This is a genomic window from Streptococcus sp. HMSC076H09, from assembly GCF_001811765.1.
GTDB classification, from domain to species: domain Bacteria; phylum Bacillota; class Bacilli; order Lactobacillales; family Streptococcaceae; genus Streptococcus; species Streptococcus agalactiae.
Window position 1 is genome coordinate 85,341 of the sequence record NZ_KV806604.1, and the last position, 23,907, is coordinate 109,247.

Below are 23,907 nucleotides of genomic sequence, written 5' to 3' on the forward strand. Positions count from 1 at the left end.
AGAAGCGTTTATTATGAAAAGCTGGGATAATGTGATAACATTGAGAGTTTAATATGCTATAATAGTAGAGACTATCTTAAAACGAAAATGATACAGATATAAGGAGAACTCATGAAAATTTCTGAAGAAGAAGTGCGTCATGTTGCCAATCTGTCAAAATTGCGCTTTTCTGATCAAGAGACTAAAGAATTTGCGTCAAGTTTGTCAAAGATTGTTGATATGATTGAACTCTTAAATGAAGTTGACACAGAAGGCGTACCAGTAACAACGACCATGGCAGATCGCAAAACCGTGATGCGTGAAGATATTGCTCAACCAGGCAATAATCGTGATGACTTATTTAAAAATGTACCACAGCATCAAGATTATTATATTAAAGTACCTGCAATTCTTGAGGATGGAGGAGATGCCTAATGTCGTTTAATAATCAATCAATTGATCAGTTGCATGATCTTCTCGTTAAAAAAGAAATTTCAGCAACTGAATTAACAAAAGCTACATTGGAAGATATTCATGCGCGTGAACAAGCGGTTGGATCTTTTATTACTATTTCTGATGATATGGCAATAGCTCAAGCCAAAGAAATTGATGATAAAGGAATTGATGCTGATAATGTTATGTCAGGTATTCCCTTAGCAGTTAAAGATAATATTTCAACAAAGGGGATTCTTACAACAGCTGCTTCTAAAATGCTCTATAACTATGAGCCAATCTTTGATGCTACGGCTGTTGAAAAGTTATATGCTAAAGATATGATTGTGATTGGTAAAGCAAACATGGATGAATTTGCCATGGGAGGCTCTACAGAAACATCTTATTTTAAAAAGACAAATAACGCTTGGGACCATAGTAAAGTTCCGGGAGGATCATCAGGTGGTTCTGCAGCAGCAGTAGCTTCAGGACAAGTACGTTTGTCATTGGGCTCTGATACAGGTGGTTCAATTCGCCAGCCGGCTTCATTTAATGGAATCGTTGGTATGAAGCCAACTTACGGACGTGTATCACGCTTTGGTTTGTTTGCTTTCGGTAGTTCGCTTGACCAGATTGGACCGATGTCTCAAACAGTAAAAGAGAATGCACAGCTTTTGACAGTTATTTCTGGGCATGATGTAAGAGATTCAACTTCTTCTGAGCGTACTGTAGGCGATTTTACTGCTAAAATTGGTCAAGATATTCAAGGAATGAAAATTGCTTTACCAAAAGAATATTTGGGAGAAGGAATAGCGCCAGGAGTTAAAGAAACGATTATTAAGGCCGCAAAACATCTGGAAAAACTAGGTGCAGTTATTGAGGAAGTTAGTTTACCGCATTCTAAATACGGTGTTGCTGTTTATTATATTATTGCTTCATCGGAAGCTTCTTCAAACCTACAACGTTTTGATGGTATTCGTTATGGATACCGTACAGAAAATTATAAAAACTTGGATGATATCTATGTCAATACACGATCTGAAGGTTTTGGAGACGAAGTTAAGCGTCGCATTATGCTGGGAACGTTCAGTTTATCTTCTGGGTATTACGATGCTTATTATAAAAAAGCAGGTCAAGTTCGTAGTTTGATTATTCAAGATTTTGAAAAAGTTTTCGCAGATTATGACTTGATTTTAGGTCCAACAGCTCCAACAACAGCCTTTGACTTAGATTCTTTAAATCACGATCCAGTTGCAATGTACCTAGCTGATATTCTAACAATACCAGTTAATTTGGCTGGTTTACCAGGTATTTCAATCCCTGCTGGTTTTGATAAAGGTCTACCGGTTGGTATGCAGTTGATTGGTCCGAAATTCAGTGAAGAAACAATATATCAGGTTGCTGCTGCTTTCGAAGCAACGACAGATTATCATAAACAACAACCTAAAATTTTTGGAGGTGAGAACTAATGAATTTTGAAACAGTCATTGGACTTGAAGTCCATGTTGAATTAAATACGAACTCTAAAATTTTCTCACCTTCTTCCGCTCATTTTGGTCAGGAACAAAATGCTAATACAAATGTAATTGACTGGTCTTTCCCAGGTGTCCTTCCAGTCATGAATAAAGGAGTTGTTGATGCAGGAATCAAGGCAGCACTTGCCTTGAATATGGATATCCATCAGAACATGCATTTTGACCGTAAAAATTATTTCTATCCAGATAATCCTAAAGCTTATCAAATTTCACAGTTTGATGAGCCTATTGGTTACAATGGTTGGATTGAAATCGAATTAGAAGATGGTACACGAAAAAAAATTCGTATTGAGCGTGCCCACCTCGAAGAAGATGCAGGAAAAAATACACATGGGACAGATGGTTATTCCTATGTTGACCTTAATAGACAAGGTGTTCCACTGATTGAAATTGTATCAGAAGCTGATATGCGTTCTCCTGAGGAAGCTTATGCTTATTTGACAGCTCTCAAAGAGATTATCCAATATACTGGAATTTCTGACGTTAAAATGGAAGAAGGTTCTATGCGTGTAGATGCCAATATTTCACTTCGTCCTTATGGTCAAGAAGAGTTTGGTACTAAAGCAGAACTTAAGAACCTTAACTCATTCAATAATGTACGTAAAGGTTTGATACATGAAGAAAAACGTCAAGCACAAGTTTTACGATCTGGTGGTCAAATTCAGCAAGAGACTCGTCGTTTTGATGAAACAACAGGTGAGACTATTTTGATGCGTGTCAAGGAAGGCTCATCAGATTACCGCTATTTCCCTGAACCAGATCTACCACTATTTGATATCTCGGATGAATGGATTGATCAAGTTCGTTTAGAATTACCAGAATTTCCACAGGAACGTCGTGCGAAATATGTATCGTCTTTTGGTCTATCATCTTATGATGCTAGCCAATTAACAGCTACAAAAGCAACTTCTGATTTCTTTGAAAAAGCTGTTGCTATTGGGGGTGATGCAAAACAAGTTTCCAATTGGTTACAAGGAGAAGTGGCGCAATTTCTTAACAGTGAATCAAAATCAATCGAAGAAATTGGTCTGACTCCTGAGAATTTGGTTGAGATGATTAGCTTGATTGCTGACGGTACAATTTCATCCAAAATTGCTAAAAAAGTTTTTGTGCATTTAGCTAAAAATGGTGGTTCAGCTGAAGAATTCGTTAAAAAGGCTGGTTTAGTTCAAATTTCAGATCCTGAAGTATTAATCCCAATTATTCATCAAGTCTTTGCAGATAATGAAGCTGCTGTGATTGACTTTAAGTCAGGAAAACGCAATGCTGATAAGGCCTTCACAGGTTATCTAATGAAAGCAACAAAAGGACAAGCTAATCCACAAGTTGCTCTGAAGCTGTTAGCGCAAGAATTAGCAAAATTAAAAGAAGAATAGAAATCAGCCTTTTGGCTGGTTTTTATTCGCTAATTTAGCACGAACGCCTAGGGATAAATAATTAAGAAGCTAAGATATTTATCAGATGACTCTAACTACAGTGTTTAAGAAATAAAAATGAGGGGAAAAATGACTAAAAAAGAAAAAGGAACAATGATGACCTTAGCTGCCGGACTAGCATGGGGCATTTCTGGAATTAGTGGTCAATACTTGATGTCGCACGGAGTACACGTTAACCTTTTGACTTCTTTACGATTGTTGATAACAGGTATCTTTCTCTTGTCTTTAGCTAGATCAAAACAAAAGGAGCATTTAGTAGCAGCGTGGAAACAGCCAAAATTTTTAAAGCAGGTTTTACTTTTTTCTATATTTGGTTTAGTTTTAAATCAATATGCTTTTCTCAGAGCGATTCATTTAACAAATGCTGGAACTGCAACGGTTTTGCAATATATGGCACCAATACTTATTTTGAGTATTGTTTGTATCCTAAACAGACAAAGACCAACATCTTTTGAAATAATAGCAATTGCTATGGCAATTTTAGGAACCTATATGATTGCAACGCATGGGAAATTAGGAAGTTTAGCTATCACACCGAAAGGATTAATGTGGGGGCTTGGTTCAGCCATTACTTATTCTATTTATATTTTATTACCTGTAAAACTTATTCATGAATGGGGAAGTACGATTGTTATTGGTTCAGGAATGTTTATAGGTGGGATTTTATTTAGTTTGGTGACAAAAGCGTGGCAATACCCCTTACAAATTAATGTGATGAGTATACTTGCTTATATTGGCATTATTGGTATTGGGACCATTTTTGCTTACACTTTTTTCCTTAAAGGGGTTAGTATTGTAGGTGCTGTCAAGGGTAGCTTATTAGCATCGGTAGAGCCAGTTTCTTCGGTGTTTTTGACAGTACTTGTTTTAGGAGAAATTTTTTATCCAATAGATTTACTTGGGATGTTGTTTATTTTCCTTGCTGTAACTCTAATCTCTTACAAAGATTTAATTGCATTGAAGAAAATGAAACGAGTAAAATAGTATCTTTTGGGGTTGAAACCCTAATTTAAAGGTCTTTAAAGACCTTTTTTCTTTACTCGCTATCTCTTGAGAATTATGGTAGAATGAATAGTAAAATATATTTTTTGGAGATGAAATTGAGTATAGATGATTATAGGCCGACCTTCGTGGTTGAGGCAGTTTATGATTTAAGAGCAGAAGATTTATTACGTCATGGCATTCGTGCGGTTTTAGTTGATTTAGATAATACACTCATTGCTTGGAATAATCCAGATGGTACTGCTGAGGTGCGTGCATGGTTAGATGAGATGACAACAGCGGATATTTCAGTTGTAGTAGTGTCTAACAACAATCATGCTCGCGTAGAACGTGCAGTATCACGTTTTGGTGTGGATTTTGTAAGTCGTGCGATGAAACCATTTACTCGTGGTATAAACATGGCAATTGAGCGTTATGGCTTTGATCGTGACGAGGTGATTATGGTTGGAGATCAATTGATGACAGATATTCGTGCTAGTCATCGCGCAGGAATAAAGTCCGTATTGGTAAAACCAATTGTTAAATCTGATGCTTGGAATACCAAGTTCAATCGCTTACGTGAACGTCGCGTTTGGAAAAAAATAGAAGAGAATTACGGTAAAATCGTATATCAAAAAGGAATTTAATGGAAGAGTTATTTTGTATTGGCTGCGGAGCCAGGATTCAAACTGAAAATAAAGATGCTGCTGGCTATACACCTCGTGCAGCACTTGAAAAAGGTTTAGAGACAGGAGAATTATACTGTCAGCGTTGTTTCAGATTGCGCCACTATAATGAGATTACTGACGTTCATATCACTGATGATGAATTTTTGAAATTACTACATGAGGTTGGAGATAGTGATGCCCTTGTGGTGAATGTCATTGATATTTTTGATTTCAATGGTTCAATTATTCCTGGTCTTAGTCGTTTCGTTGCAGGAAACGATGTTCTTTTAGTAGGAAATAAAAAAGATATTCTTCCCAAATCGGTTAAAGATGGAAAAGTAACACAATGGTTAACTGAGAGAGCTCATGAAGAGGGGCTTCGTCCTGTTGATGTCATCTTGACAAGTGCCCAAAATCATCATGCTATTAAGGATTTGATTGATACGATTGAAAAGTATCGTCATGGTCGAGATGTTTATGTTGTTGGGGTTACTAATGTTGGAAAGTCAACTCTTATTAACGCTATTATTCGTGAAATCACTGGTAGTCGTGATGTTATTACGACCTCACGTTTCCCAGGTACAACATTAGATAAAATAGAAATACCTCTTGATGATGGTAGCTATATTTTTGATACCCCGGGTATTATTCATCGTCATCAAATGGCTCATTATTTGACAGCAAAAAATCTTAAATATGTTAGTCCTAAAAAAGAAATAAAACCCAAAACTTATCAGCTTAATTCAGAACAAACATTATTCTTGGCTGGCCTAGCACGTTTTGATTTTATTTCTGGTCAAAAACAAGGTTTTACGGCATATTTTGATAATAACCTGAATTTACACCGCACTAAACTAGTTGGAGCAGATGAATTTTACACTAAACATGTTGGAAAATTATTAACACCACCAACAGGTAAGGAAGTTTCAGATTTTCCTAAATTAGTTCGTCATGAATTTACAATCAAGAATAAAATGGATATTGTTTATTCGGGCCTTGGTTGGATACGTGTGAAATCAGAAGCAGAAAATCCAGTAGTAGTAGCTGCTTGGGCTCCAGAAGGCGTGGCAGTTGTTTTACGCAAAGCTTTAATTTAATAACTAAATTAACCAGCAACATATGACGATTTTTCATCTAATTTAACTGATGATACAGTCATAATCCTATAATAGATAAAAAGGAAACTAATATGTTAACATCTAAACAACGTGCTTTCTTAAAATCAGAAGCACATTCTATGAAACCCATTATTCAAATTGGGAAAAATGGTTTAAATGATCAAATCAAAACAAGCGTACGTAATGCACTCGATGCACGTGAGCTAATCAAAGTAACCCTTTTACAAAATACCGATGAAGATATCCACGATGTCGCTGAAGTTCTGGAAGATGAAATTGGCTGCGATACTGTCCTTAAAATAGGACGTATCTTGATTCTTTATAAAGAGTCAGCGCGCAAAGAAAATCGTAAAATTTCAGTTAAAGTAAAAGCAGTAAAATCAAACTAAACTACAATAGATTAAGAAATAGAGTATAGAACTAAAAAACGATTTACCTAAGTTACACTTCCGTATGATAGCTGATCATGATAATCAGTGTTTGTTTTTTTAGAGATACTACTTGTTCATGGAGGAATTATGGCACTCGAATTGCTAACACCATTTACAAAAGTTGAATTAGAAGAGAAAAAGCGAGATACTAACAGAAAACAAATTGGAATTATGGGAGGAAATTTTAACCCTGTTCATAACGCCCACCTTGTTGTTGCAGATCAAGTACGTCAGCAATTGTGTTTAGACCAAGTTCTGTTGATGCCTGAATTTCAGCCACCACATATTGATAAAAAAGAGACAATTGATGAACAGCATCGTCTCAAGATGCTTGAATTAGCAATAGAAGGCATTGATGGTTTATCTATTGAACCGATTGAAATTGAACGTAAAGGTATCAGCTATACATACGATACGATGAAGCTTCTAATTGAAAAAAATCCAGATGTTGATTATTATTTCATTATTGGGGCAGATATGGTGGAATATCTACCTAAGTGGCATCGTATTGATGAACTTGTTAAAATGGTGCAGTTTGTTGGTGTTCAACGTCCAAAATATAAAGCTGGTACATCATATCCCGTTATTTGGGTGGATCTGCCATTGATGGATATCTCATCAAGTATGATTCGTCAATTTATTAAAAGTAATCGTCAGCCCAACTATTTACTGCCTAAAGAGGTATTAGATTATATCAGGAAAGAAGGTCTTTACAAATGACCTACAAAGATTACACAGGTTTAGATCGGACTGAACTTTTGAGTAAAGTGCGTCATATGATGTCCGACAAGCGCTTTAATCATGTGTTAGGAGTAGAGCGTGCTGCAATAGAATTAGCAGAACGGTATGGTTATGATAAGGAAAAAGCGGGCCTAGCTGCTTTATTACATGATTATGCTAAAGAACTATCTGATGATGAATTTCTTAGATTAATTGATAAATACCAACTAGATCCCGACCTAAAAAAATGGGGTAATAATATTTGGCATGGTCTTGTTGGCATTTATAAAATACAAGAGGATCTAGCTATCAAAGATCAAGATATTTTAGCTGCTATTGCAAAACATACTGTTGGTTCAGCCCAAATGTCCACATTGGATAAAATCGTTTATGTAGCAGATTACATTGAACACAATCGAGATTTTCCAGGAGTTGAAGAAGCTCGTGAGTTAGCGAAAGTTGACCTTAATAAAGCAGTAGCTTATGAGACTGCTAGAACAGTTTCGTTTTTAGCAAGTAAGGCTCAGCCTATCTATCCTAAAACGATTGAAACCTATAATGCTTATATACCTTATCTCGACTAATTCTTTTATTGAAATAATGGTCATGATAGGTTTGGCGATGCAGTGGTCATTTTGGAGGAAAGTATGACTTGTGCACTTTTACTAATTGATATCCAACAAGGTATTATGGATAAGAAACCAAAGCATTTAACAAATTTTGCAGAGCTTTTAGATGATTTACTTTTAAGTGCCAAAGGTTCTAATTGTGAAGTGATATGGATAAGGCATCATGATGAGGAATTGCCTCAAGGTTCTCCACAGTGGGAAATTTGGGAACGGCGACATCTTGTGACGCATCACAAAATAATTGATAAAACTTACAATAGTTGTTTTAAAGATACTCATTTACATGATTACTTGCAAAGTAAGCATATTAGTCAATTGATCATGATGGGACTTCAAACAGAATACTGTTTTGATACATCAGTAAAAGTTGCTTTTGAATATGGTTATGATATCTTTATTCCACAAGGTGGACACCTAACATTTGATACACCAACTTTAAGTGGGGATTCTATTAAAAAACATTACGAGAATATTTGGCATCATCGTTTTGCGACAATGGTAGCAAAAGATAACTTATTGAAATTAATAAACGAGGAATAAAATGACAGAAAAAGACTTACTACAGCTAGTCGTTAAGGCTGCAGATGAAAAACGAGCAGAAGATATTGTAATTTTAGATTTACAGCCTGTAACGAGTGTTGCAGATTACTTTGTGATTATGAGTGCAAGTAATAGTAGGCAGTTAGAAGCAATCGCAGACAATATCCGTGAACAAGTAAAAGGAAATGGTGGGGATGCTAGCCACCTTGAAGGCGATAGTAAAGCTGGTTGGGTACTTCTTGACCTCAATAGCGTCGTGGTTCATATCTTCTCTGAAGATGAGAGACAGCACTATAACCTTGAAAAACTTTGGCATGAAGCACCATTGCTTGATGCTGAAGACTTTATGACAGAATAAAGCTAAGCAGTCTTGGGACTGCTTTTTGAGAGATGTAATATCAAGAAAGATTTGAGAACTATTATATGGCAACGTATGAAACTTTTGCAGCTGTTTATGATGCTGTCATGGATGATACTTTATATGATAAATGGACTGATTTTTCACTTCGTCATTTTCCAAAAGGTAAGAAAAAACTTTTGGAATTAGCATGTGGTACGGGAATTCAGTCTGTTCGATTTTCACAAGCTGGTTATGCTGTTACAGGACTTGATCTTAGTGGCGATATGCTGAAACTTGCCAAAAAACGTGCAACTTCTGCTCACCAAAGTATCCAGTTTATTGAAGGAAATATGTTAGATTTATCTAATGTTGGTAAATATGATCTCATCACGTGCTATTCAGACTCTATTTGTTATATGCAAGATGAAGTCGAGGTTGGTGATGTTTTTATCGAAGTCTATAAGGCCTTAGAAGAAAATGGCGTCTTTATTTTTGATGTTCATTCGACTTATCAAACAGATAAAGTATTTCCTGGTTATTCTTATCATGAAAATGCAGATGACTTTGCTATGGTGTGGGATACTTATGAAGATGATGCACCTCATTCTATTGTCCATGAATTAACATTTTTTGTTCAAGAAGAAGATGGTCGATTTACACGTCATGATGAAGTTCATGAAGAGCGTACTTATGATATTTTGACTTATGATATTTTACTTGAACAGGCAGGTTTTAAAGATGTTAAGGTGTATGCAGATTTTGAAGATAAAAAACCAACTGCAACTTCTGCTCGCTGGTTTTTTGTAGCTCATAAATAAGTAATAATTTGGAGGTAAAAAGATGATAATATTCTTATACGCTTGTCTGATGATATTTGGGATACTTTATATTATTGAACGACGGGTAAGTCAGAAAAAGTCTAAAGTTATTTTGGGATTATTGATGAACCCTAAACTTCATTTGGATTTATTATCGGCATTAAAACCATTTGAAAAAGAAACAGATCGTCTCATATACCTTCGTAAAACTTATCACCTAGATATTATTGATGCTGTTACTTTAAATAATCAATTGAAAGAGAAAGAAGTATGACAGTTACAGGAATTGTTGCTGAATTTAATCCTTTTCATAATGGCCATAAGTACCTTTTAGAACAAGCTCAAGGAATAAAAGTAATAGCCATGTCGGGTAATTTTATGCAACGTGGTGAGCCGGCGATTGTAGATAAATGGACCCGTGCCCAGATGGCACTAGAAAATGGTGCTGATTTAGTGATTGAACTCCCTTTTTTGGTTTCGGTACAGTCAGCGGATTATTTCGCTAGTGGAGCTGTGTCTATCCTGGCACGATTAGGTGTGGATAACTTATGCTTCGGTACCGAAGAAATGCTTGATTATGACCGTATTGGGGATATTTATGTGAATAAAAAAGAGGAGATGGAAGCTTTTTTGAAAAAACAATCGGATTCTCTTTCCTATCCACAAAAAACGCAAGCTATGTGGCAAGAATTTGCAGGGATTGCATTTTCGGGACAAACCCCAAATCACATTTTAGGCTTAGCCTACACCAAAGCAGCTAGCCAAAATGGTATTCGATTAAATCCGATACAACGTCAAGGAGCTGGTTATCATTCATCAGAAAAAACAGAGATATTTGCTTCCGCAACAAGTCTTCGTAAACATCAATCTGATCGTTTCTTTGTAGAAAAAGGTATGCCTAACAGTGACTTGTTTTTGAATAGTCCACAAGTAGTTTGGCAAGATTATTTTAGTTTACTCAAATATCAGATAATGACGCATTCTGATTTGACACAAATTTATCAAGTGAATGAAGAGATAGCCAATCGTATAAAAAGTCAAATTCGTTATGTGGAGACTGTGGATGAGTTAGTTGATAAAGTCGCAACTAAACGGTATACCAAAGCAAGAATTCGACGTTTATTAACCTATATCTTGATAAATGCTGTGGAAAGTCCTATACCAAATGCTATTCATGTCTTAGGTTTTACACAAAAAGGTCAACAGCATTTAAAGTCTGTGAAGAAGTCTGTGGATATCGTGACGAGGATTGGTTCACAAACGTGGGATAGTTTGACGCAACGAGCAGATTCTGTTTATCAGATGGGAAATGCTAATATAGCAGAGCAAACATGGGGACGTATCCCTTTTCATCAATCTGTTAGTCAAAGCGACCTTTGATTTAAGCTTTATAAATTAATCATCACAAAATAATATTTTTCCCTTGACCCTTACGTAACGTTATACATTATACTCTTTTTAGAGAGGTTATTATGAAAACAGTTAAAGAAATAAGTCACATTTCTGGTATTAGTGTGCGCACACTTCATTATTATGATGAAATAGATTTGTTACCTCCTTCATTTGTAGGAGAGAATGGTTATCGTTACTATGATGATGAATCACTGATTAAGTTACAAGAAATTTTGTTATTTAAGGAACTGGAATTTCCTCTTAAAAAAATAAAAGAGATAATGGATAGTCCAAATTATGATCGTAATCAAGCACTTCTTGATCAAATTAGGTGGCTGGAACTAAAGAAACAGCGACTAGAAGAAGTAATTGAACATGCTAAGTCTATCCAGAGGGGTAAAAATATGTCAGATTTTACAGCTTATAATCAAGAAGAATTAGAAGCATTTCAAGAGGAAGCTAGAACACGCTGGGGGGATACAGATAGTTACAAAGAATTTGAAAATAGCTATAGTAAGAATGATTTTTCAATGATTTCACAAGCTATGAGTCAGATTTTTAAAGACTTTGGACAGTTGAAAGAACTTTCTCCGACAGATGAGAAAGTTCAAAAACAAGTTCAGATTTTACAAGATTATATCACAGCTCAGTTTTACAACTGCACTAACGATTTATTAGCAAGTCTTGGAATAATGTACATCCAAGATGAGCGTTTCCAAAGGTCTATTGATAATTGGGGAGGCCAGGGAACAGCATTATTTGTTTCTAAAGCTATAGATAGCTATTGTCAGTAGGCTATATTTTAGGTTTGCAATGAAATGATAGGAATCAAGGGGGAGTAGATATTATTAAAAATGTCAGACTCTTATCTAAATTTTTGACAGTAAGTGGCAAAAAGAGTAGACTGTAGGCATAGAAAGGTAGGTACCGTTATGAAAGGATTTCATGGGAATATCGAAAAATTGACACTAGGAAATACAAATTTCCGCCAAGTCCTCTATACCGCAGAACATTGTCAACTCGTTTTAATGACACTGCCTGTTGGTGGAGAAATTGGTAGCGAGATTCATGCAGAAAATGATCAGTTTTTCCGTTTTGAAGCTGGTCATGGTAAGGTTGTCATTGATGGTAATGAATATGAAGTTGCAGATGGAGACGCTATAATAGTTCCGGCAGGTGCTGAACATAACGTAATTAACACTTCTGAAACCGAGATGTTAAAACTCTATACAATTTACAGTCCAGCTCATCACAAAGATGGTATTATCCGTGCCACAAGAGAAGAAGCTGAAGAAAATGAAGAAGATTTTGATGGAGTTACTTCTGAAACTAAATAATACTAGACTAAAAAGCGCTATGTCAATAGCGCTTTTTAGCTTAACAGTAGTCATTTCTTGGAGAATATAAATAGTAATTTAGGAAGTAATGTTAAATAGCCGAGCTTTTAAGGAAACGTTAAGTAAGGGCGGTTATACTATAAACATCCTAAACTTTTTTCATAAAATCTCCAGAAAGAACACTAAGTATTTTGGTGTTTTTTCTATTTTGAAAGCATACTGCAACTACGAAAAACCAGAAAGTTAATACTTTCTGGTTTTTTAGTTAAATTAAAGTTAAAGCAATATTGTATAAGATAGCGCCAAGGACACCGCCGATAATTGGACCTACAACTGGAATCCAAGCGTATGACCAATCTGAGTCGCCCTTATTTTCAATAGGTAAGATAGCATGCATAAGACGAGGCCCTAGGTCACGTGCAGGGTTAATAGCATAACCAGTTGTTGGACCAAGAGAGAATCCTACTGCGAAAATAACTATACCAACGATAATTGGACCAAGACCTGCTGCAACTTTACTAGGACCAATTGCCATAATTGTAATCACAAGAATAGCAGTACCGATAATTTCACCAAGGAGATTCGATGGTGTATGACGGATAGCAGGTCCGGTTGAGAAGCTGGCAAGGATAAGTCCACTATCTTTTGTTTCTTTCCAATGAGGATAATAGTGTAACCATAAAATCGTTGCCGCAACCATTGCTCCTAACATCTGTGCAATGATAAAGGGGATAACTTGTCCCCAAGAAATTGCTCCAATAGAAGCCATTGCTAATGTGACTGCTGGATTTAGATGAGCAGGACTAAATAATCCAGAAACATAAACAGCAACGGTACAAGCAATTCCCCAACCAAAAACAATAGCAGTCCATCCAGTTCCTTCTTCTTTGGTTTTACTGAGCACATTTCCTGCAACTACGCCATCCCCAAGAAGAACCAAAATAAATGTTCCTAAAAATTCCCCAAGAAATTGAGTCATAATATCTCCTTATTTATTGATAGTTAATTCAGCTAATTGTGATTGAATACTATCCAGGTCAGCACCTGCCTGTAGAAGAGCAGCAGCGGTGTAAGCTCCCTCCACTACTGGGACAGAGTTAATGATAATATTTTTTTCTGAAAAATCAGCTACTAACTCTAAATTCATTTTTGCTGAACCTAAATCAAAGAAAGCTAATAACGTCTTTTTATCATTTTGCTCTACAATCTGTTGAACTTGATCAAAAGAAGTACCAATCTCACCATCTTCTGTTCCACCCACGTAAGTTATTGAGACATCCTTTGCTACCTCTGAAATAAGATCAACAACTCCTTGAGCAATATTTTTAGAGTGAGAAACAACAATAATACCAATATCAGACATTAGACACCTCCAACTTCTAGTAATGCTTTAAATAATAATCCTGAAGAAAATGACCCTGGATCAATGTGTCCTAATGAGCGTTCTCCAACATAAGAAGCGCGTCCTTTTGTTGCTTTCATCCCTTTTGTAGCATCTACTAAGGAATCAATACGGTCTTCAGTCAATTCATTTTTTTCAATCGCTTCAATAACACCGTGCCAAACATCAACCATTGTTTTTTCATTAAGTTCAGCTTTACCACGTTTTTGAATCATTTCAAGTCCTGCGCCAAGTGCCTCTGAAATGGTACTTTCACTCTGTTCAGCTTTTGTAATTCCCATAAATGCAGAACCATAGAGTGGTCCAGATGCTCCGCCTACTTTGCTTAAAAGTTGCATGGATACGGTTTTGAAAACATCGGCAGCACTACTAAATTCATTGTTATCAAGGTTTTCAATAACAGCAGTCATACCACGCGCCATATTGCCACCATGGTCGCCATCACCTATTGGAGTATCTAGTTCGGATAAATAGTCCTTGTTGGATTGAATTTTTTGGTTAAAAGTGTGCATCCATTCTATTGCAGTTTTTACTTCCATAAGAGTTCCTTTCTTTTGTTCTAATTAACAGGAATGATTACCAAGCAATGGTTGTAACGTCACTATTAAGTGCTTCTAACCACTCTTGATTTTCCAGTTTAATCAAGGTTAGTGATAAACCAGCCATATCAATTGAAGTCATATAGTTACCAAGTTTTTTGTAATTCACTTCAATGCCTTTATCTTCAAGGAGTTTGGCAACATCGTTAGCAAAGACATATTGTTCCATAAGTGGGGTTGCACCCATACCGTTAATAAGGACACCATATTTTTCGCCAGATTTAGCATCGAACGATTCAATTAACTTATCAACTAATTCTGTCGCTAAAGCCTTTGAAGGTTGCATTTTTTCTTTACGATAACCTGGTTCACCATGAATACCGATACCAAATTCAATTTCATCTTCTGCAAGAACAAATCCTGGCTTGCCTACTTCAGGAACAGTAGCCCCGCTTAGTGCAAGTCCAACAGTGTGAATGTTTGGTACTAATTCATCAGCAATAGCTTTGATTTCCTGAAGTGATTTGCCATGACGAGCAGCATGTCCTAGAATTTTATGGACAAGTATCGTACCAGCTACACCACGTTTTCCTTGTGTGTAAAGACTGTCTTCGACTGCAATATCATCATCAACGACCACACTTGCAACGTCAATGCCTTCCATTTCAGCCATATCTTGTGCCATTTCAAAGTTCATGATATCTCCTGAATAATTTTTGATAACCATGAAAACTCCAGCTCCCTCATCAGCTTCTTTAATTGCTTCAAGAACTTGGTCAGGAGTTGGAGAAGTAAATACTGCACCACACACAGCTGCAGATAACATTCCTTCGCCTACGAAACCAGCATGTGAAGGCTCATGTCCACTTCCTCCGCCAGAAATGAGAGCCACTTTTCCTGACTTCTCTTCATTGCGAGCAATGATATCAAAACCTTCTACGCGATGTACTAAATCATTATGAACATATGCTAATCCATCTAGCATTTCAGTAACAACATCAGTTGGTTGATTGAGAATTTTTTTCATTTGGAAACTCCTTTTATGTTTAATTCTCTTTTATTATAAAATTTGTAAGCCTTTTCCGGAATGGACAGATTTTCTTGTTTGTCCGCTTTGTTAGGGTTTTCAATAATCATAAATCATGTTACACTAAACCATAATAAATCATCAGCAATTCAATATAAAATAAAGGAGAAATTATGGCTTCTTCGCTTATTACTAAGAAAAAAATAGCCAAGTCATTTAAACGTTTATTTATTTCGCAAGCTTTTGACAAAATATCGGTGAGTGATATTATGGAAGATGCAGGTATTAGACGTCAAACATTTTATAATCACTTTGTTGATAAATATGCTTTATTAGAATGGATTTTCCAAACAGAATTAAGCGAACAAGTTACGGATAATTTAGACTATATCTCAGGTTTTCAGTTGTTATCAGAGTTGTTGACTTTTTTTAAAATGAATCAAGAATTCTATATTAAATTATTTCAAATTGAAGATCAAAATGATTTTTCTTCGTATTTTGAGTCTTACTGTGAGCAGTTAGTAGATAAGCTTCTTTCTGATTATAGTAAATCTAACTTTAGTCAGAAAGAAAGAGTTACATTTATCAATTATCATAGTAAAGCCCTCTCTTATTTTATAAAATATGAGTTAATAAATAACTCAAAAGAAGAATTATTTAATAGGAAAGTCATTGAAAAAATTATCAGAACATCAATAGAAAATTATTAGGACAAAGATATGAGAAAAACAGAACATCATAAAATGGAATATGTTTTTGAAACAATAAAAGCAATCACTAAAACTAACCCTAAAGTAGAGCAAATAAAAGATTTGCCCGCTATTCATTATTTAGGGCAATCCGAACAAGTAATTCCGATTTTATCAGGAGGAGGCAGCGGACATGAGCCAGCTCACTTTGGATATGTTGGTGAGGGAATGCTATCGGCAGCGATTAGTGGTCCTATTTTTGTACCACCATGTGCTAGTGATATTCTAGAGACTATTAGATTTATCAATCGAGGCAAAGGTGTTTTTGTTATTATCAAAAATTTCGAAGCTGATTTGGAAGAATTTTCCCAAGCGATTGAACAGGCTCGTCAAGAAGGCATTCCAATCAAATACATCGTTTCTCATGATGACATCTCTGTTGAAACATCAAATTTTAAAATTCGTCATCGAGGCGTTGCTGGTACTGTGTTGCTACATAAAATTATTGGACAAGCTGCTTTAGAAGGAGCAAGCTTAGATGAATTAGAACAGCTAGGACTATCTTTGACAACTTCAATGGCTACTTTAGGTGTAGCAAGTAAGTCAGCCACTATTTTAGGTCAGCATCAACCTGTTTTTGATTTAGAAGAAGGTTACATCTCATTTGGAATCGGTATTCATGGTGAGCCAGGATACCGGACAATGCCTTTCGTGTCCATGGAACATTTGGCAAACGAACTAGTTAACAAATTGAAAATGAAATTACGTTGGCAAGATGGAGAAGCATTCATTCTATTGATAAATAATCTTGGAGGAAGTTCTAAAATGGAGGAATTACTTTTTACAAATGCTGTCATGGAATTTCTGGCTTTAGACGATTTACAATTACCTTTTATTAAAACAGGCCACCTAATTACAAGTTTAGATATGGCTGGTTTATCAGTTACCTTGTGTCGTGTAAAGGATAGTAGATGGATTGATTACTTAAAACATAAGACAGATGCTAGAGCTTGGTGATAGAATTTCCATTTTACCAATTGCTATCAAAGTGCTATAATAATAGAGTTAAAATTAAGATTGCTTGCCAATATGAGCCAGCAGGTTATTAAAAATGAAATCAAAGGAGATTTTCCAATGGGACGTAAGTGGGCCAATATTGTTGCTAAAAAGACTGCTAAAGATGGTGCTAACTCAAAAGTATACGCTAAATTCGGTGTTGAAATATATGTTGCTGCAAAGCAAGGTGAACCAGACCCCGAGTCAAACTCAGCTCTAAAATTCGTTTTGGACCGTGCTAAGCAAGCACAAGTTCCAAAGCATGTTATTGATAAAGCGATTGATAAAGCCAAAGGAAACACAGATGAAACTTTCGTAGAGGGACGCTATGAAGGTTTTGGTCCAAATGGTTCAATGATTATTGTGGATACTTTGACATCAAATGTTAACCGTACGGCAGCAAATGTACGTACTGCTTACGGTAAGAACGGTGGCAATATGGGAGCTTCAGGATCGGTATCCTACTTATTTGATAAAAAAGGTGTCATCGTTTTTGCTGGTGATGATGCTGACACTGTCTTCGAACAATTACTTGAAGCGGATGTAGACGTAGATGATGTTGAAGCAGAAGAGGGAACAATAACAGTTTATACCGCCCCAACAGATCTTCATAAAGGTATCCAAGCACTTCGCGATAATGGTGTAGAAGAATTCCAAGTTACTGAACTTGAAATGATTCCTCAATCAGAAGTAGTATTGGAAGGTGATGACCTTGAAACTTTTGAAAAGCTTATTGACGCACTCGAATCAGATGATGATGTTCAAAAAGTTTATCATAATGTAGCAGATTTCTAAAAAATAAAACCGTAGTATTAATACTATGGTTTTTATTTTTGTGAGAGTTGATAGGTATTGTTAAAGAAGTGATAGGTAAAAAATATTATTCAAAAAGTTTTTTTAGGTGTAAAATGATAATTATTAGACAGTTATTGGTTGATGAGGGAGCAAAATGTTAACAAAGCCTATTATTGGTATTACAGGAAATGAAAGAGAAATGTCAGATATTCCAGGTTATTATTATGATTCGGTATCTAGGCATATTTCGGAAGGAGTTAAAAACGCAGGCGGGTTACCAGTTATCCTACCAATAAGTGAAGCAGAAAGTGCCAAAGCTTATGTTGAGATGATAGATAAGCTGATCATATCTGGTGGCCAAAATGTTTTACCATCCTATTATGGTGAAGAGAAGATAATTGAGAGTGATGATTATTCACTTGCGCGTGATATTTTTGAATTTGCATTAGTCGACGAAGCGTTGAAACAAAATAAACCAATCTTTGCGATTTGCCGTGGCATGCAGTTAGTAAATGTGGCACTTGGTGGTACACTTAATCAATCTATTGATAATCACTATCAAGAGCCTTACATTGGATTTGCTCATTATTTAAATGTGGAAAAAGGGAGTTTTCTAGAAGGCTTTATATCAGGTGATTTTAGGATCAATTCTCTTCATAGACAAAGTGTTAAACTGTTAGCTGAAGGTCTGATAGTTAGTGCTAGAGATCCTAGAGATGGGACAGTAGAAGCTTATGAAAGTCGAACAGAACAATGTATTATAGGTGTTCAATGGCATCCAGAATTAATGCTTCACCAAATTGAAAACCAAACCTTATTTGGTTATTTTGTTAATGAAACGTAGCATCCATATAATAGCAAAAACTCTCAGATGATAGAAGATAAGTGTTAGTTAAAAACTTAAAGATATTATGATATCGTGTACAATTAAAGAGGAGAAAAAAGATGACAATAAAAAAAGTGTTAAGTGTAACAGGAATTATTTTAGTGACAGTAGCGTCTCTAGCTGCTTGTAGCTCAAAATCTCATACTACCAAGACGGGCAAAAAAGAAGTTAATTTTGCAACTGTCGGAACAACGGCACCTTTTTCTTATGTAAAGGATGGGAAACTGACTGGCTTTGATATTGAAGTAGCCAAAGCTGTTTTTAAAGGTTCAGATAACTATAAAGTCACTTTTAAAAAAACAGAGTGGTCATCGGTATTTACCGGTATTGATTCAGGAAAGTTTCAAATGGGTGGAAATAATATTTCTTATTCATCAGAGAGATCTCAAAAATATTTATTTTCATACCCAATAGGCTCTACTCCTTCAGTTTTAGCAGTTCCTAAGAATAGTAATATCAAAGCTTATAATGATATTACTGGTCATAAAACACAGGTTGTCCAAGGAACGACAACTGCCAAGCAATTAGAAAATTTCAATAAAAAGCATCAGAAAAATCCTGTTACTCTAAAATATACTAATGAAAATATTACACAGATTCTAACGAATTTGAGTGATGGAAAAGCTGATTTTAAACTTTTTGACGGACTAACGGTTAACGCTATCATAAAGAATCAAGGTCTCACGAATTTAAAAACCATCCCTTTGACTATGAGAGATCAGCCTTATATTTATTTCATCTTTGGTCAGGATCAAAAAGACTTGCAAAAGTATGTGAATAATTGCCTTAAACAATTACGTAAAGATGGGACACTTTCAAAAATAGCTAAAGAATACCTTGGAGGTGATTACGTACCAAATGAGAAAGATCTCGTTACTCCTAAGGAGAAGTAGTAATAAAAAACTAAGGAGATGTCAATCCTTAGTTTTTGTTATATAGTTTAAAACTATAACAAGAGACAGTTTATAACAATTTGATTCTAATAACTTCCTATGGGATAATATCTTTATCACAAAAATTGAGGGAATTTATTATGAAGTTAAAACATATTGTCTTAGGATTAGCCTTAACAACACTTTTAGGAGTCACATTTAGTAATCAAGAAGTTTCAGCAAGCTCAACTTCAAGTAAAGTTGTTAAAGTTGGTGTTATGACCTTTTCTGACACTGAAAAAGCACGTTGGGATAAAATTGAAAAGCTAGTAGGCGATAAAGCTAAAATCAAATTCACAGAATTTACAGATTATACACAACCAAATCAAGCGACAGCCAATAAGGATGTGGATATTAATGCCTTTCAACATTACAATTTCTTAGAAAACTGGAATAAGGAAAATAAGAAAAACTTAATTCCACTTGAAAAGACTTACTTAGCCCCAATTCGTATCTATTCTGAGAAGGTAAAATCTCTTAAAAAATTGAAAAAAGGAGCCACTATTGCAATTCCAAATGATGCAACAAATGGTAGCCGTGCATTGTATGTCCTTCAGTCAGCAGGTTTAATCAAATTGAATGTTTCTGGTAAGAAGGTTGCAACAGTTGCTAATATCACATCTAATAAAAAAGATATTAATATTCAGGAGTTAGATGCGAGTCAAACACCACGTGCACTCAAAGATGTAGATGCAGCTATTATTAATAATACATACATTGAGCAAGCTAATTTAAAACCTTCAGATGCTATCTTTGTTGAGAAATCAGATAAAAATTCAAAACAATGGATTAATATCATTGCGGGACGTAAAAATTGGAAAAAGCAAAAGAACGCTAAAGCTATCCAAGCTATCTTGGATGCTTATCACACAGATGAAGTGAAAAAAGTTATCAAAGATACTTCAGCTGATATTCCACAATGGTAACGTGAATTGACTGTATAAGTTTAACAGGGAATCCTAATAGGATACAACTTATCAGCCATATAGCCATAAAGGGCCTGGGACGAATACAATGTGCCAGGCTCTTGGATTGTTTTTGAAGGAAGGTGGATGAAAGATGACTTTAACAAAGGAAGAAAATCAAATTCAAAAGTTTCTATCTGATACTATTGTTCAGGATGATATCAATATTTTAAGAGATTTAATTGCAATTAAGTCAATTTTTGCTCAGAAAGTTGGTTTAAATGACTTAGCAAGCTATCTTGGAGAAGTTTTTAGAAAAGCTGGCGCAGAAGTCATTATAGATGACAGCTATAGCGCTCCCTTTATTGTGGCAAATTTCAAATCATCAAAAGTAGATGCTAAGCGTATTATTTTTTACAATCATTATGATACTGTACCAGCAGATGAGGTAGAACAGTGGACTGAGGACCCTTTTACACTTTCACTTCGATATGGTAAGATGTATGGACGTGGTGTAGATGATGATAAAGGTCACATTACCGCACGTTTATCAGCAGTTAAAAAATATTTATCAAGACACAAAGGGGAACTTCCTCTAGATATCACTTTTATTGTGGAAGGAGCGGAGGAATCAGCTTCAGTAGGCCTTGATTATTATTTAGAAAAGTATCAAGAGCAGCTACAAGGAGCTGATTTGATCGTGTGGGAAGATGGCCCTAAAAATCCTAAAGGACAGTTGGAAATTGCTGGTGGAAATAAAGGCATTGTCACTTTTGATTTATCAGTAAGTTCAGCGGATGTTGATATTCATTCATCCTTTGGTGGGGTTGTTGATTCCTCGACATGGTATTTAATTCAAGCCCTCAATACGTTAAGGGATAACAAAGGTCATATATTGGTAGAAGGTATTTATGATAAAGTTATTCCCCCTACTAAGAGAGAGTTAGAATTAGTTGAAAAATATTCTTATAGATCTGCAAAGGCGCTAGAAGATGCTTACCAATTAGTTTTGCCCAGTTTAGCAGATAGTCATAAAACTTTTTTGAGAAAGCTTTATTTTGAACCTTCTATAGCCATTGAAGGTATAACCTCAGGTTATCAAGGTGAAGGCGTCAAAACAATTTTACCTGCTTATGCTAAATGTAAAGCAGAGGTTAGGTTAGTGCCAGGGTTAACCCCGAAAGGTGTACTAGATTCAATACAAAATCATTTGAAAGAGAATGGCTTTAATGACATTGAGCTAACCTATACCCTTGGTGAAATGTCTTATCGTAGTGATATGTCAGCGCCATCTATCCTAAAAGTTGTTGATTTAGCTGAGCAATTTTATCCAGAAGGGGTATCTCTGTTACCCACCTCACCAGGTACAGGACCAATGTATTTAGTTCATCAAGCTCTAAGAGCGCCAATTGCAGCTTTTGGCATAGGACATGCCAATAGTCGAGACCATGGCGTTGATGAAAATGTTAGTATTGCTGATTATTACACCCATATTGAATTAGTGGAGGCTTTAATAGAATCATATGAGTAAAGAACCAATTATTAAATTAGACAACATTGATGTTACTTTCCACCAAAAGAAACGTGAGATTAATGCTGTTAAAGATGTTACTATCCATATTAATCAAGGTGATATATATGGAATTGTCGGTTATTCAGGAGCCGGAAAATCTACCCTTGTTCGTGTTATTAATTTGCTACAAGAACCTTCAGCAGGTAAAATTACTATTGATGACCAAGTTATTTACGACAACAAGGTGACACTGACTAGCACACAATTACGCGAACAGCGCCGTGAAATTGGAATGATTTTTCAACATTTTAACCTAATGTCACAGTTGACAGCAGAGCAGAATGTAGCTTTTGCTCTTAAACATTCAGGTTTATCAAAAGAGGCGAAAGCAGCTAAGGTTGCTAAATTATTAGAACTTGTTGGATTATCCGATCGTGCTCAAAACTATCCTTCACAATTATCAGGAGGGCAAAAACAGCGTGTTGCCATTGCGCGTGCATTGGCTAACGATCCTAAAATCTTAATTTCAGATGAGTCTACCTCTGCACTTGACCCTAAAACAACAAAACAAATACTTGCCCTTCTCCAAGATCTGAATAAAAAATTGGGACTTACGATTGTTTTGATTACACATGAGATGCAAATTGTCAAAGACATTGCTAATCGCGTTGCTGTTATGCAAAATGGTAAATTGATTGAAGAAGGATCAGTTTTAGACATTTTTTCACATCCTAGAGAGAGTCTTACACAAGATTTTATAAAAATAGCTACTGGGATTGATGAGGCAATGCTTAAGATTGAGCAACAAGAAGTTGTCAAAAATCTACCAGTAGGTAGCAAATTAGTTCAACTGAAATACGCTGGGCATAGCACGGATGAGCCGCTTTTAAATCAAATTTATAAAGAATTTGAAGTAACTGCTAACATCCTCTATGGGAATATTGAAATTTTAGATGGTATTCCAGTTGGAGAAATGGTAGTTATCTTATCAGGTGACGAAGAAAAATTAAGACAAGCCTGCCAAGCAATTACAGATTCGCAAGTTCAATTAACGTTATTGAAAGAAGGTGGTAAAGCATGATAGAGTGGATTCAAACACATTTACCAAATGTATATCAAATGGGTTGGGAAGGTGCTTACGGCTGGCAGACAGCTATTGTACAAACCCTTTATATGACTTTTTGGTCGTTCCTTATTGGAGGTTTAATGGGATTGTTAGGAGGTTTATTCCTTGTTTTAACTAGTCCTAGAGGAGTTATTGCTAATAAATTAGTATTTGGAGTTTTAGATAAAGTTGTTTCTGTTTTTAGAGCTCTGCCCTTCATTATTCTTCTTGCTTTGATTGCGCCAGTAACTCGCGTAATTGTAGGAACAACACTTGGTTCACCAGCAGCTTTGGTACCTCTTTCTTTGGCAGTTTTCCCATTTTTTGCTCGTCAAGTTCAAGTTGTTTTAGCTGAACTTGATGGTGGAGTTATTGAGGCTGCACAAGCCTCAGGTGGAACACTTTGGGATATTATTGTAGTTTATCTTCGTGAAGGTCTACCAGATTTAATTCGAGTATCAACGGTTACTTTGATTTCTTTAGTAGGTGAAACAGCTATGGCTGGCGCTATTGGTGCAGGAGGATTGGGTTCTGTTGCTATTACTAAAGGATATAACTATTCTCGTGATGATATTACTTTAGTAGCGACTATTCTGATTTTATTATTAATTTTCTTTATCCAATTTTTAGGTGATTTTTTAACACGTCGCTTGAGTCATAAATAAAAATGTGAGAAGGCTATTCTTCTCACATTTTCATTTG

The 23,907-nt window shown here is 35.7% G+C and carries 29 protein-coding genes; 25 read left to right on the top strand and 4 right to left on the bottom strand.

Annotated features, from left to right (window positions below; all coding sequences use genetic code 11):
- Positions 1-111 precede the first annotated feature (111 nt).
- From gatC to HMPREF2818_RS05585, 16 genes are all read left to right on the top strand, one after another.
- Positions 112-414, top strand: coding sequence for an Asp-tRNA(Asn)/Glu-tRNA(Gln) amidotransferase subunit GatC (gatC, locus tag HMPREF2818_RS05510; RefSeq protein ID WP_000703033.1), 303 nt, complete (start codon positions 112-114; stop codon positions 412-414).
- The gene (gene gatA, locus HMPREF2818_RS05515) at positions 414-1,880 is read left to right on the top strand and encodes an Asp-tRNA(Asn)/Glu-tRNA(Gln) amidotransferase subunit GatA (protein WP_000009532.1); all 1,467 of its coding nucleotides are present in this window, start codon (positions 414-416) and stop codon (positions 1,878-1,880) included. Before gatC ends, gatA begins: the two co-directional genes overlap by 1 nt.
- Positions 1,880-3,322, top strand: coding sequence for an Asp-tRNA(Asn)/Glu-tRNA(Gln) amidotransferase subunit GatB (gene gatB / locus HMPREF2818_RS05520; protein WP_001008631.1), 1,443 nt, complete (start codon positions 1,880-1,882; stop codon positions 3,320-3,322). The genes gatA and gatB overlap by 1 nt, the downstream gene beginning before the upstream one ends.
- A 129-nt stretch (positions 3,323-3,451) precedes the next feature.
- Complete coding sequence (locus HMPREF2818_RS05525; RefSeq protein ID WP_000161967.1) at positions 3,452-4,366, top strand: DMT family transporter; 915 nt, start codon at positions 3,452-3,454, stop codon at positions 4,364-4,366.
- A 116-nt stretch (positions 4,367-4,482) separates the two neighbouring features.
- Positions 4,483-5,010, top strand: coding sequence for a YqeG family HAD IIIA-type phosphatase (locus HMPREF2818_RS05530; RefSeq protein ID WP_000020580.1), 528 nt, complete (start codon positions 4,483-4,485; stop codon positions 5,008-5,010).
- Positions 5,010-6,128, top strand: a complete 1,119-nt coding sequence (gene yqeH / locus HMPREF2818_RS05535; protein ID WP_000391744.1) for a ribosome biogenesis GTPase YqeH — start codon at positions 5,010-5,012, stop codon at positions 6,126-6,128. Before HMPREF2818_RS05530 ends, yqeH begins: the two co-directional genes overlap by 1 nt.
- Positions 6,129-6,220: 92 nt before the next feature.
- The gene (yhbY, locus tag HMPREF2818_RS05540) at positions 6,221-6,538 is read left to right on the top strand and encodes a ribosome assembly RNA-binding protein YhbY (RefSeq protein WP_000958131.1); all 318 of its coding nucleotides are present in this window, start codon (positions 6,221-6,223) and stop codon (positions 6,536-6,538) included.
- Positions 6,539-6,667: 129 nt separating this feature from the next.
- Positions 6,668-7,300, top strand: a complete 633-nt coding sequence (locus tag HMPREF2818_RS05545; RefSeq protein WP_001162766.1) for a nicotinate-nucleotide adenylyltransferase — start codon at positions 6,668-6,670, stop codon at positions 7,298-7,300.
- Complete coding sequence (gene yqeK, locus HMPREF2818_RS05550; RefSeq protein WP_000221168.1) at positions 7,297-7,884, top strand: bis(5'-nucleosyl)-tetraphosphatase (symmetrical) YqeK; 588 nt, start codon at positions 7,297-7,299, stop codon at positions 7,882-7,884. Before HMPREF2818_RS05545 ends, yqeK begins: the two co-directional genes overlap by 4 nt.
- A 63-nt stretch (positions 7,885-7,947) precedes the next feature.
- A complete protein-coding gene (locus tag HMPREF2818_RS05555) occupies positions 7,948-8,469 on the top strand; it encodes a cysteine hydrolase family protein (RefSeq protein WP_000128167.1) in 522 nt (173 codons plus the stop codon).
- A 1-nt stretch (position 8,470) separates the two neighbouring features.
- Complete coding sequence (gene rsfS / locus HMPREF2818_RS05560; protein WP_000136423.1) at positions 8,471-8,827, top strand: ribosome silencing factor; 357 nt, start codon at positions 8,471-8,473, stop codon at positions 8,825-8,827.
- A gap of 65 nt (positions 8,828-8,892) precedes the next feature.
- The gene (locus HMPREF2818_RS05565) at positions 8,893-9,627 is read left to right on the top strand and encodes a class I SAM-dependent DNA methyltransferase (protein WP_000257076.1); all 735 of its coding nucleotides are present in this window, start codon (positions 8,893-8,895) and stop codon (positions 9,625-9,627) included.
- Between the two features lie 22 nt (positions 9,628-9,649).
- Entirely contained in the window at positions 9,650-9,901 is a 252-nt protein-coding gene (locus HMPREF2818_RS05570) for a hypothetical protein (RefSeq protein ID WP_000583230.1), read from the top strand.
- The gene (locus HMPREF2818_RS05575) at positions 9,898-11,007 is read left to right on the top strand and encodes a nucleotidyltransferase (protein ID WP_000218982.1); all 1,110 of its coding nucleotides are present in this window, start codon (positions 9,898-9,900) and stop codon (positions 11,005-11,007) included. Before HMPREF2818_RS05570 ends, HMPREF2818_RS05575 begins: the two co-directional genes overlap by 4 nt.
- 92 nt (positions 11,008-11,099) lie before the next feature.
- Complete coding sequence (locus HMPREF2818_RS05580; protein ID WP_000859551.1) at positions 11,100-11,813, top strand: MerR family transcriptional regulator; 714 nt, start codon at positions 11,100-11,102, stop codon at positions 11,811-11,813.
- Between the two features lie 138 nt (positions 11,814-11,951).
- Complete coding sequence (locus tag HMPREF2818_RS05585; RefSeq protein WP_000675691.1) at positions 11,952-12,356, top strand: cupin domain-containing protein; 405 nt, start codon at positions 11,952-11,954, stop codon at positions 12,354-12,356.
- A 265-nt stretch (positions 12,357-12,621) separates the two neighbouring features.
- Here the strand turns inward: HMPREF2818_RS05585 and HMPREF2818_RS05590 are convergent, their stop codons facing one another.
- The 4 genes from HMPREF2818_RS05590 to dhaK are packed head-to-tail and all read right to left on the bottom strand — an operon-like array spanning position 12,622 to position 15,324.
- Entirely contained in the window at positions 12,622-13,335 is a 714-nt protein-coding gene (locus HMPREF2818_RS05590; RefSeq protein WP_000191475.1) for an MIP/aquaporin family protein, read from the bottom strand.
- A gap of 9 nt (positions 13,336-13,344) precedes the next feature.
- Positions 13,345-13,719, bottom strand: a complete 375-nt coding sequence (gene dhaM / locus HMPREF2818_RS05595) for a dihydroxyacetone kinase phosphoryl donor subunit DhaM (RefSeq protein WP_001279899.1) — start codon at positions 13,717-13,719, stop codon at positions 13,345-13,347.
- Entirely contained in the window at positions 13,719-14,297 is a 579-nt protein-coding gene (gene dhaL, locus HMPREF2818_RS05600; protein WP_000453280.1) for a dihydroxyacetone kinase subunit DhaL, read from the bottom strand. Before dhaL ends, dhaM begins: the two co-directional genes overlap by 1 nt.
- Before the next feature lie 37 nt (positions 14,298-14,334).
- The gene (gene dhaK / locus HMPREF2818_RS05605; protein ID WP_000722653.1) at positions 14,335-15,324 is read right to left on the bottom strand and encodes a dihydroxyacetone kinase subunit DhaK; all 990 of its coding nucleotides are present in this window, start codon (positions 15,322-15,324) and stop codon (positions 14,335-14,337) included.
- Between the two features lie 173 nt (positions 15,325-15,497).
- On the opposite strand from dhaK, the gene dhaS reads away from it, so the two are divergent.
- From dhaS to HMPREF2818_RS05650, 9 genes are all read left to right on the top strand, one after another.
- Entirely contained in the window at positions 15,498-16,034 is a 537-nt protein-coding gene (dhaS, locus tag HMPREF2818_RS05610; RefSeq protein ID WP_000168603.1) for a dihydroxyacetone kinase transcriptional activator DhaS, read from the top strand.
- A 9-nt stretch (positions 16,035-16,043) separates the two neighbouring features.
- The gene (gene dhaQ, locus HMPREF2818_RS05615; protein WP_001232461.1) at positions 16,044-17,030 is read left to right on the top strand and encodes a DhaKLM operon coactivator DhaQ; all 987 of its coding nucleotides are present in this window, start codon (positions 16,044-16,046) and stop codon (positions 17,028-17,030) included.
- A 117-nt stretch (positions 17,031-17,147) separates the two neighbouring features.
- A complete protein-coding gene (locus HMPREF2818_RS05620) occupies positions 17,148-17,864 on the top strand; it encodes a YebC/PmpR family DNA-binding transcriptional regulator (RefSeq protein ID WP_000532903.1) in 717 nt (238 codons plus the stop codon).
- A 154-nt stretch (positions 17,865-18,018) separates the two neighbouring features.
- Entirely contained in the window at positions 18,019-18,708 is a 690-nt protein-coding gene (locus HMPREF2818_RS05625; protein WP_000956417.1) for a gamma-glutamyl-gamma-aminobutyrate hydrolase family protein, read from the top strand.
- 101 nt (positions 18,709-18,809) lie between these two features.
- Positions 18,810-19,643: an amino acid ABC transporter substrate-binding protein gene (locus tag HMPREF2818_RS05630; protein ID WP_000152905.1), complete on the top strand. Its 834-nt coding sequence runs from the start codon at positions 18,810-18,812 to the stop codon at positions 19,641-19,643.
- A 140-nt stretch (positions 19,644-19,783) separates the two neighbouring features.
- Positions 19,784-20,608, top strand: coding sequence for a MetQ/NlpA family ABC transporter substrate-binding protein (locus HMPREF2818_RS05635; protein ID WP_000768250.1), 825 nt, complete (start codon positions 19,784-19,786; stop codon positions 20,606-20,608).
- A gap of 133 nt (positions 20,609-20,741) precedes the next feature.
- Positions 20,742-22,118, top strand: coding sequence for a M20/M25/M40 family metallo-hydrolase (locus HMPREF2818_RS05640; RefSeq protein WP_000176420.1), 1,377 nt, complete (start codon positions 20,742-20,744; stop codon positions 22,116-22,118).
- The gene (locus HMPREF2818_RS05645; RefSeq protein ID WP_000032379.1) at positions 22,111-23,181 is read left to right on the top strand and encodes a methionine ABC transporter ATP-binding protein; all 1,071 of its coding nucleotides are present in this window, start codon (positions 22,111-22,113) and stop codon (positions 23,179-23,181) included. Before HMPREF2818_RS05640 ends, HMPREF2818_RS05645 begins: the two co-directional genes overlap by 8 nt.
- On the top strand, positions 23,178-23,870 hold the full coding sequence (locus tag HMPREF2818_RS05650; protein ID WP_000574037.1) for a methionine ABC transporter permease: 693 nt from the start codon (positions 23,178-23,180) through the stop codon (positions 23,868-23,870). The genes HMPREF2818_RS05645 and HMPREF2818_RS05650 overlap by 4 nt, the downstream gene beginning before the upstream one ends.
- Positions 23,871-23,907 lie beyond the last annotated feature (37 nt).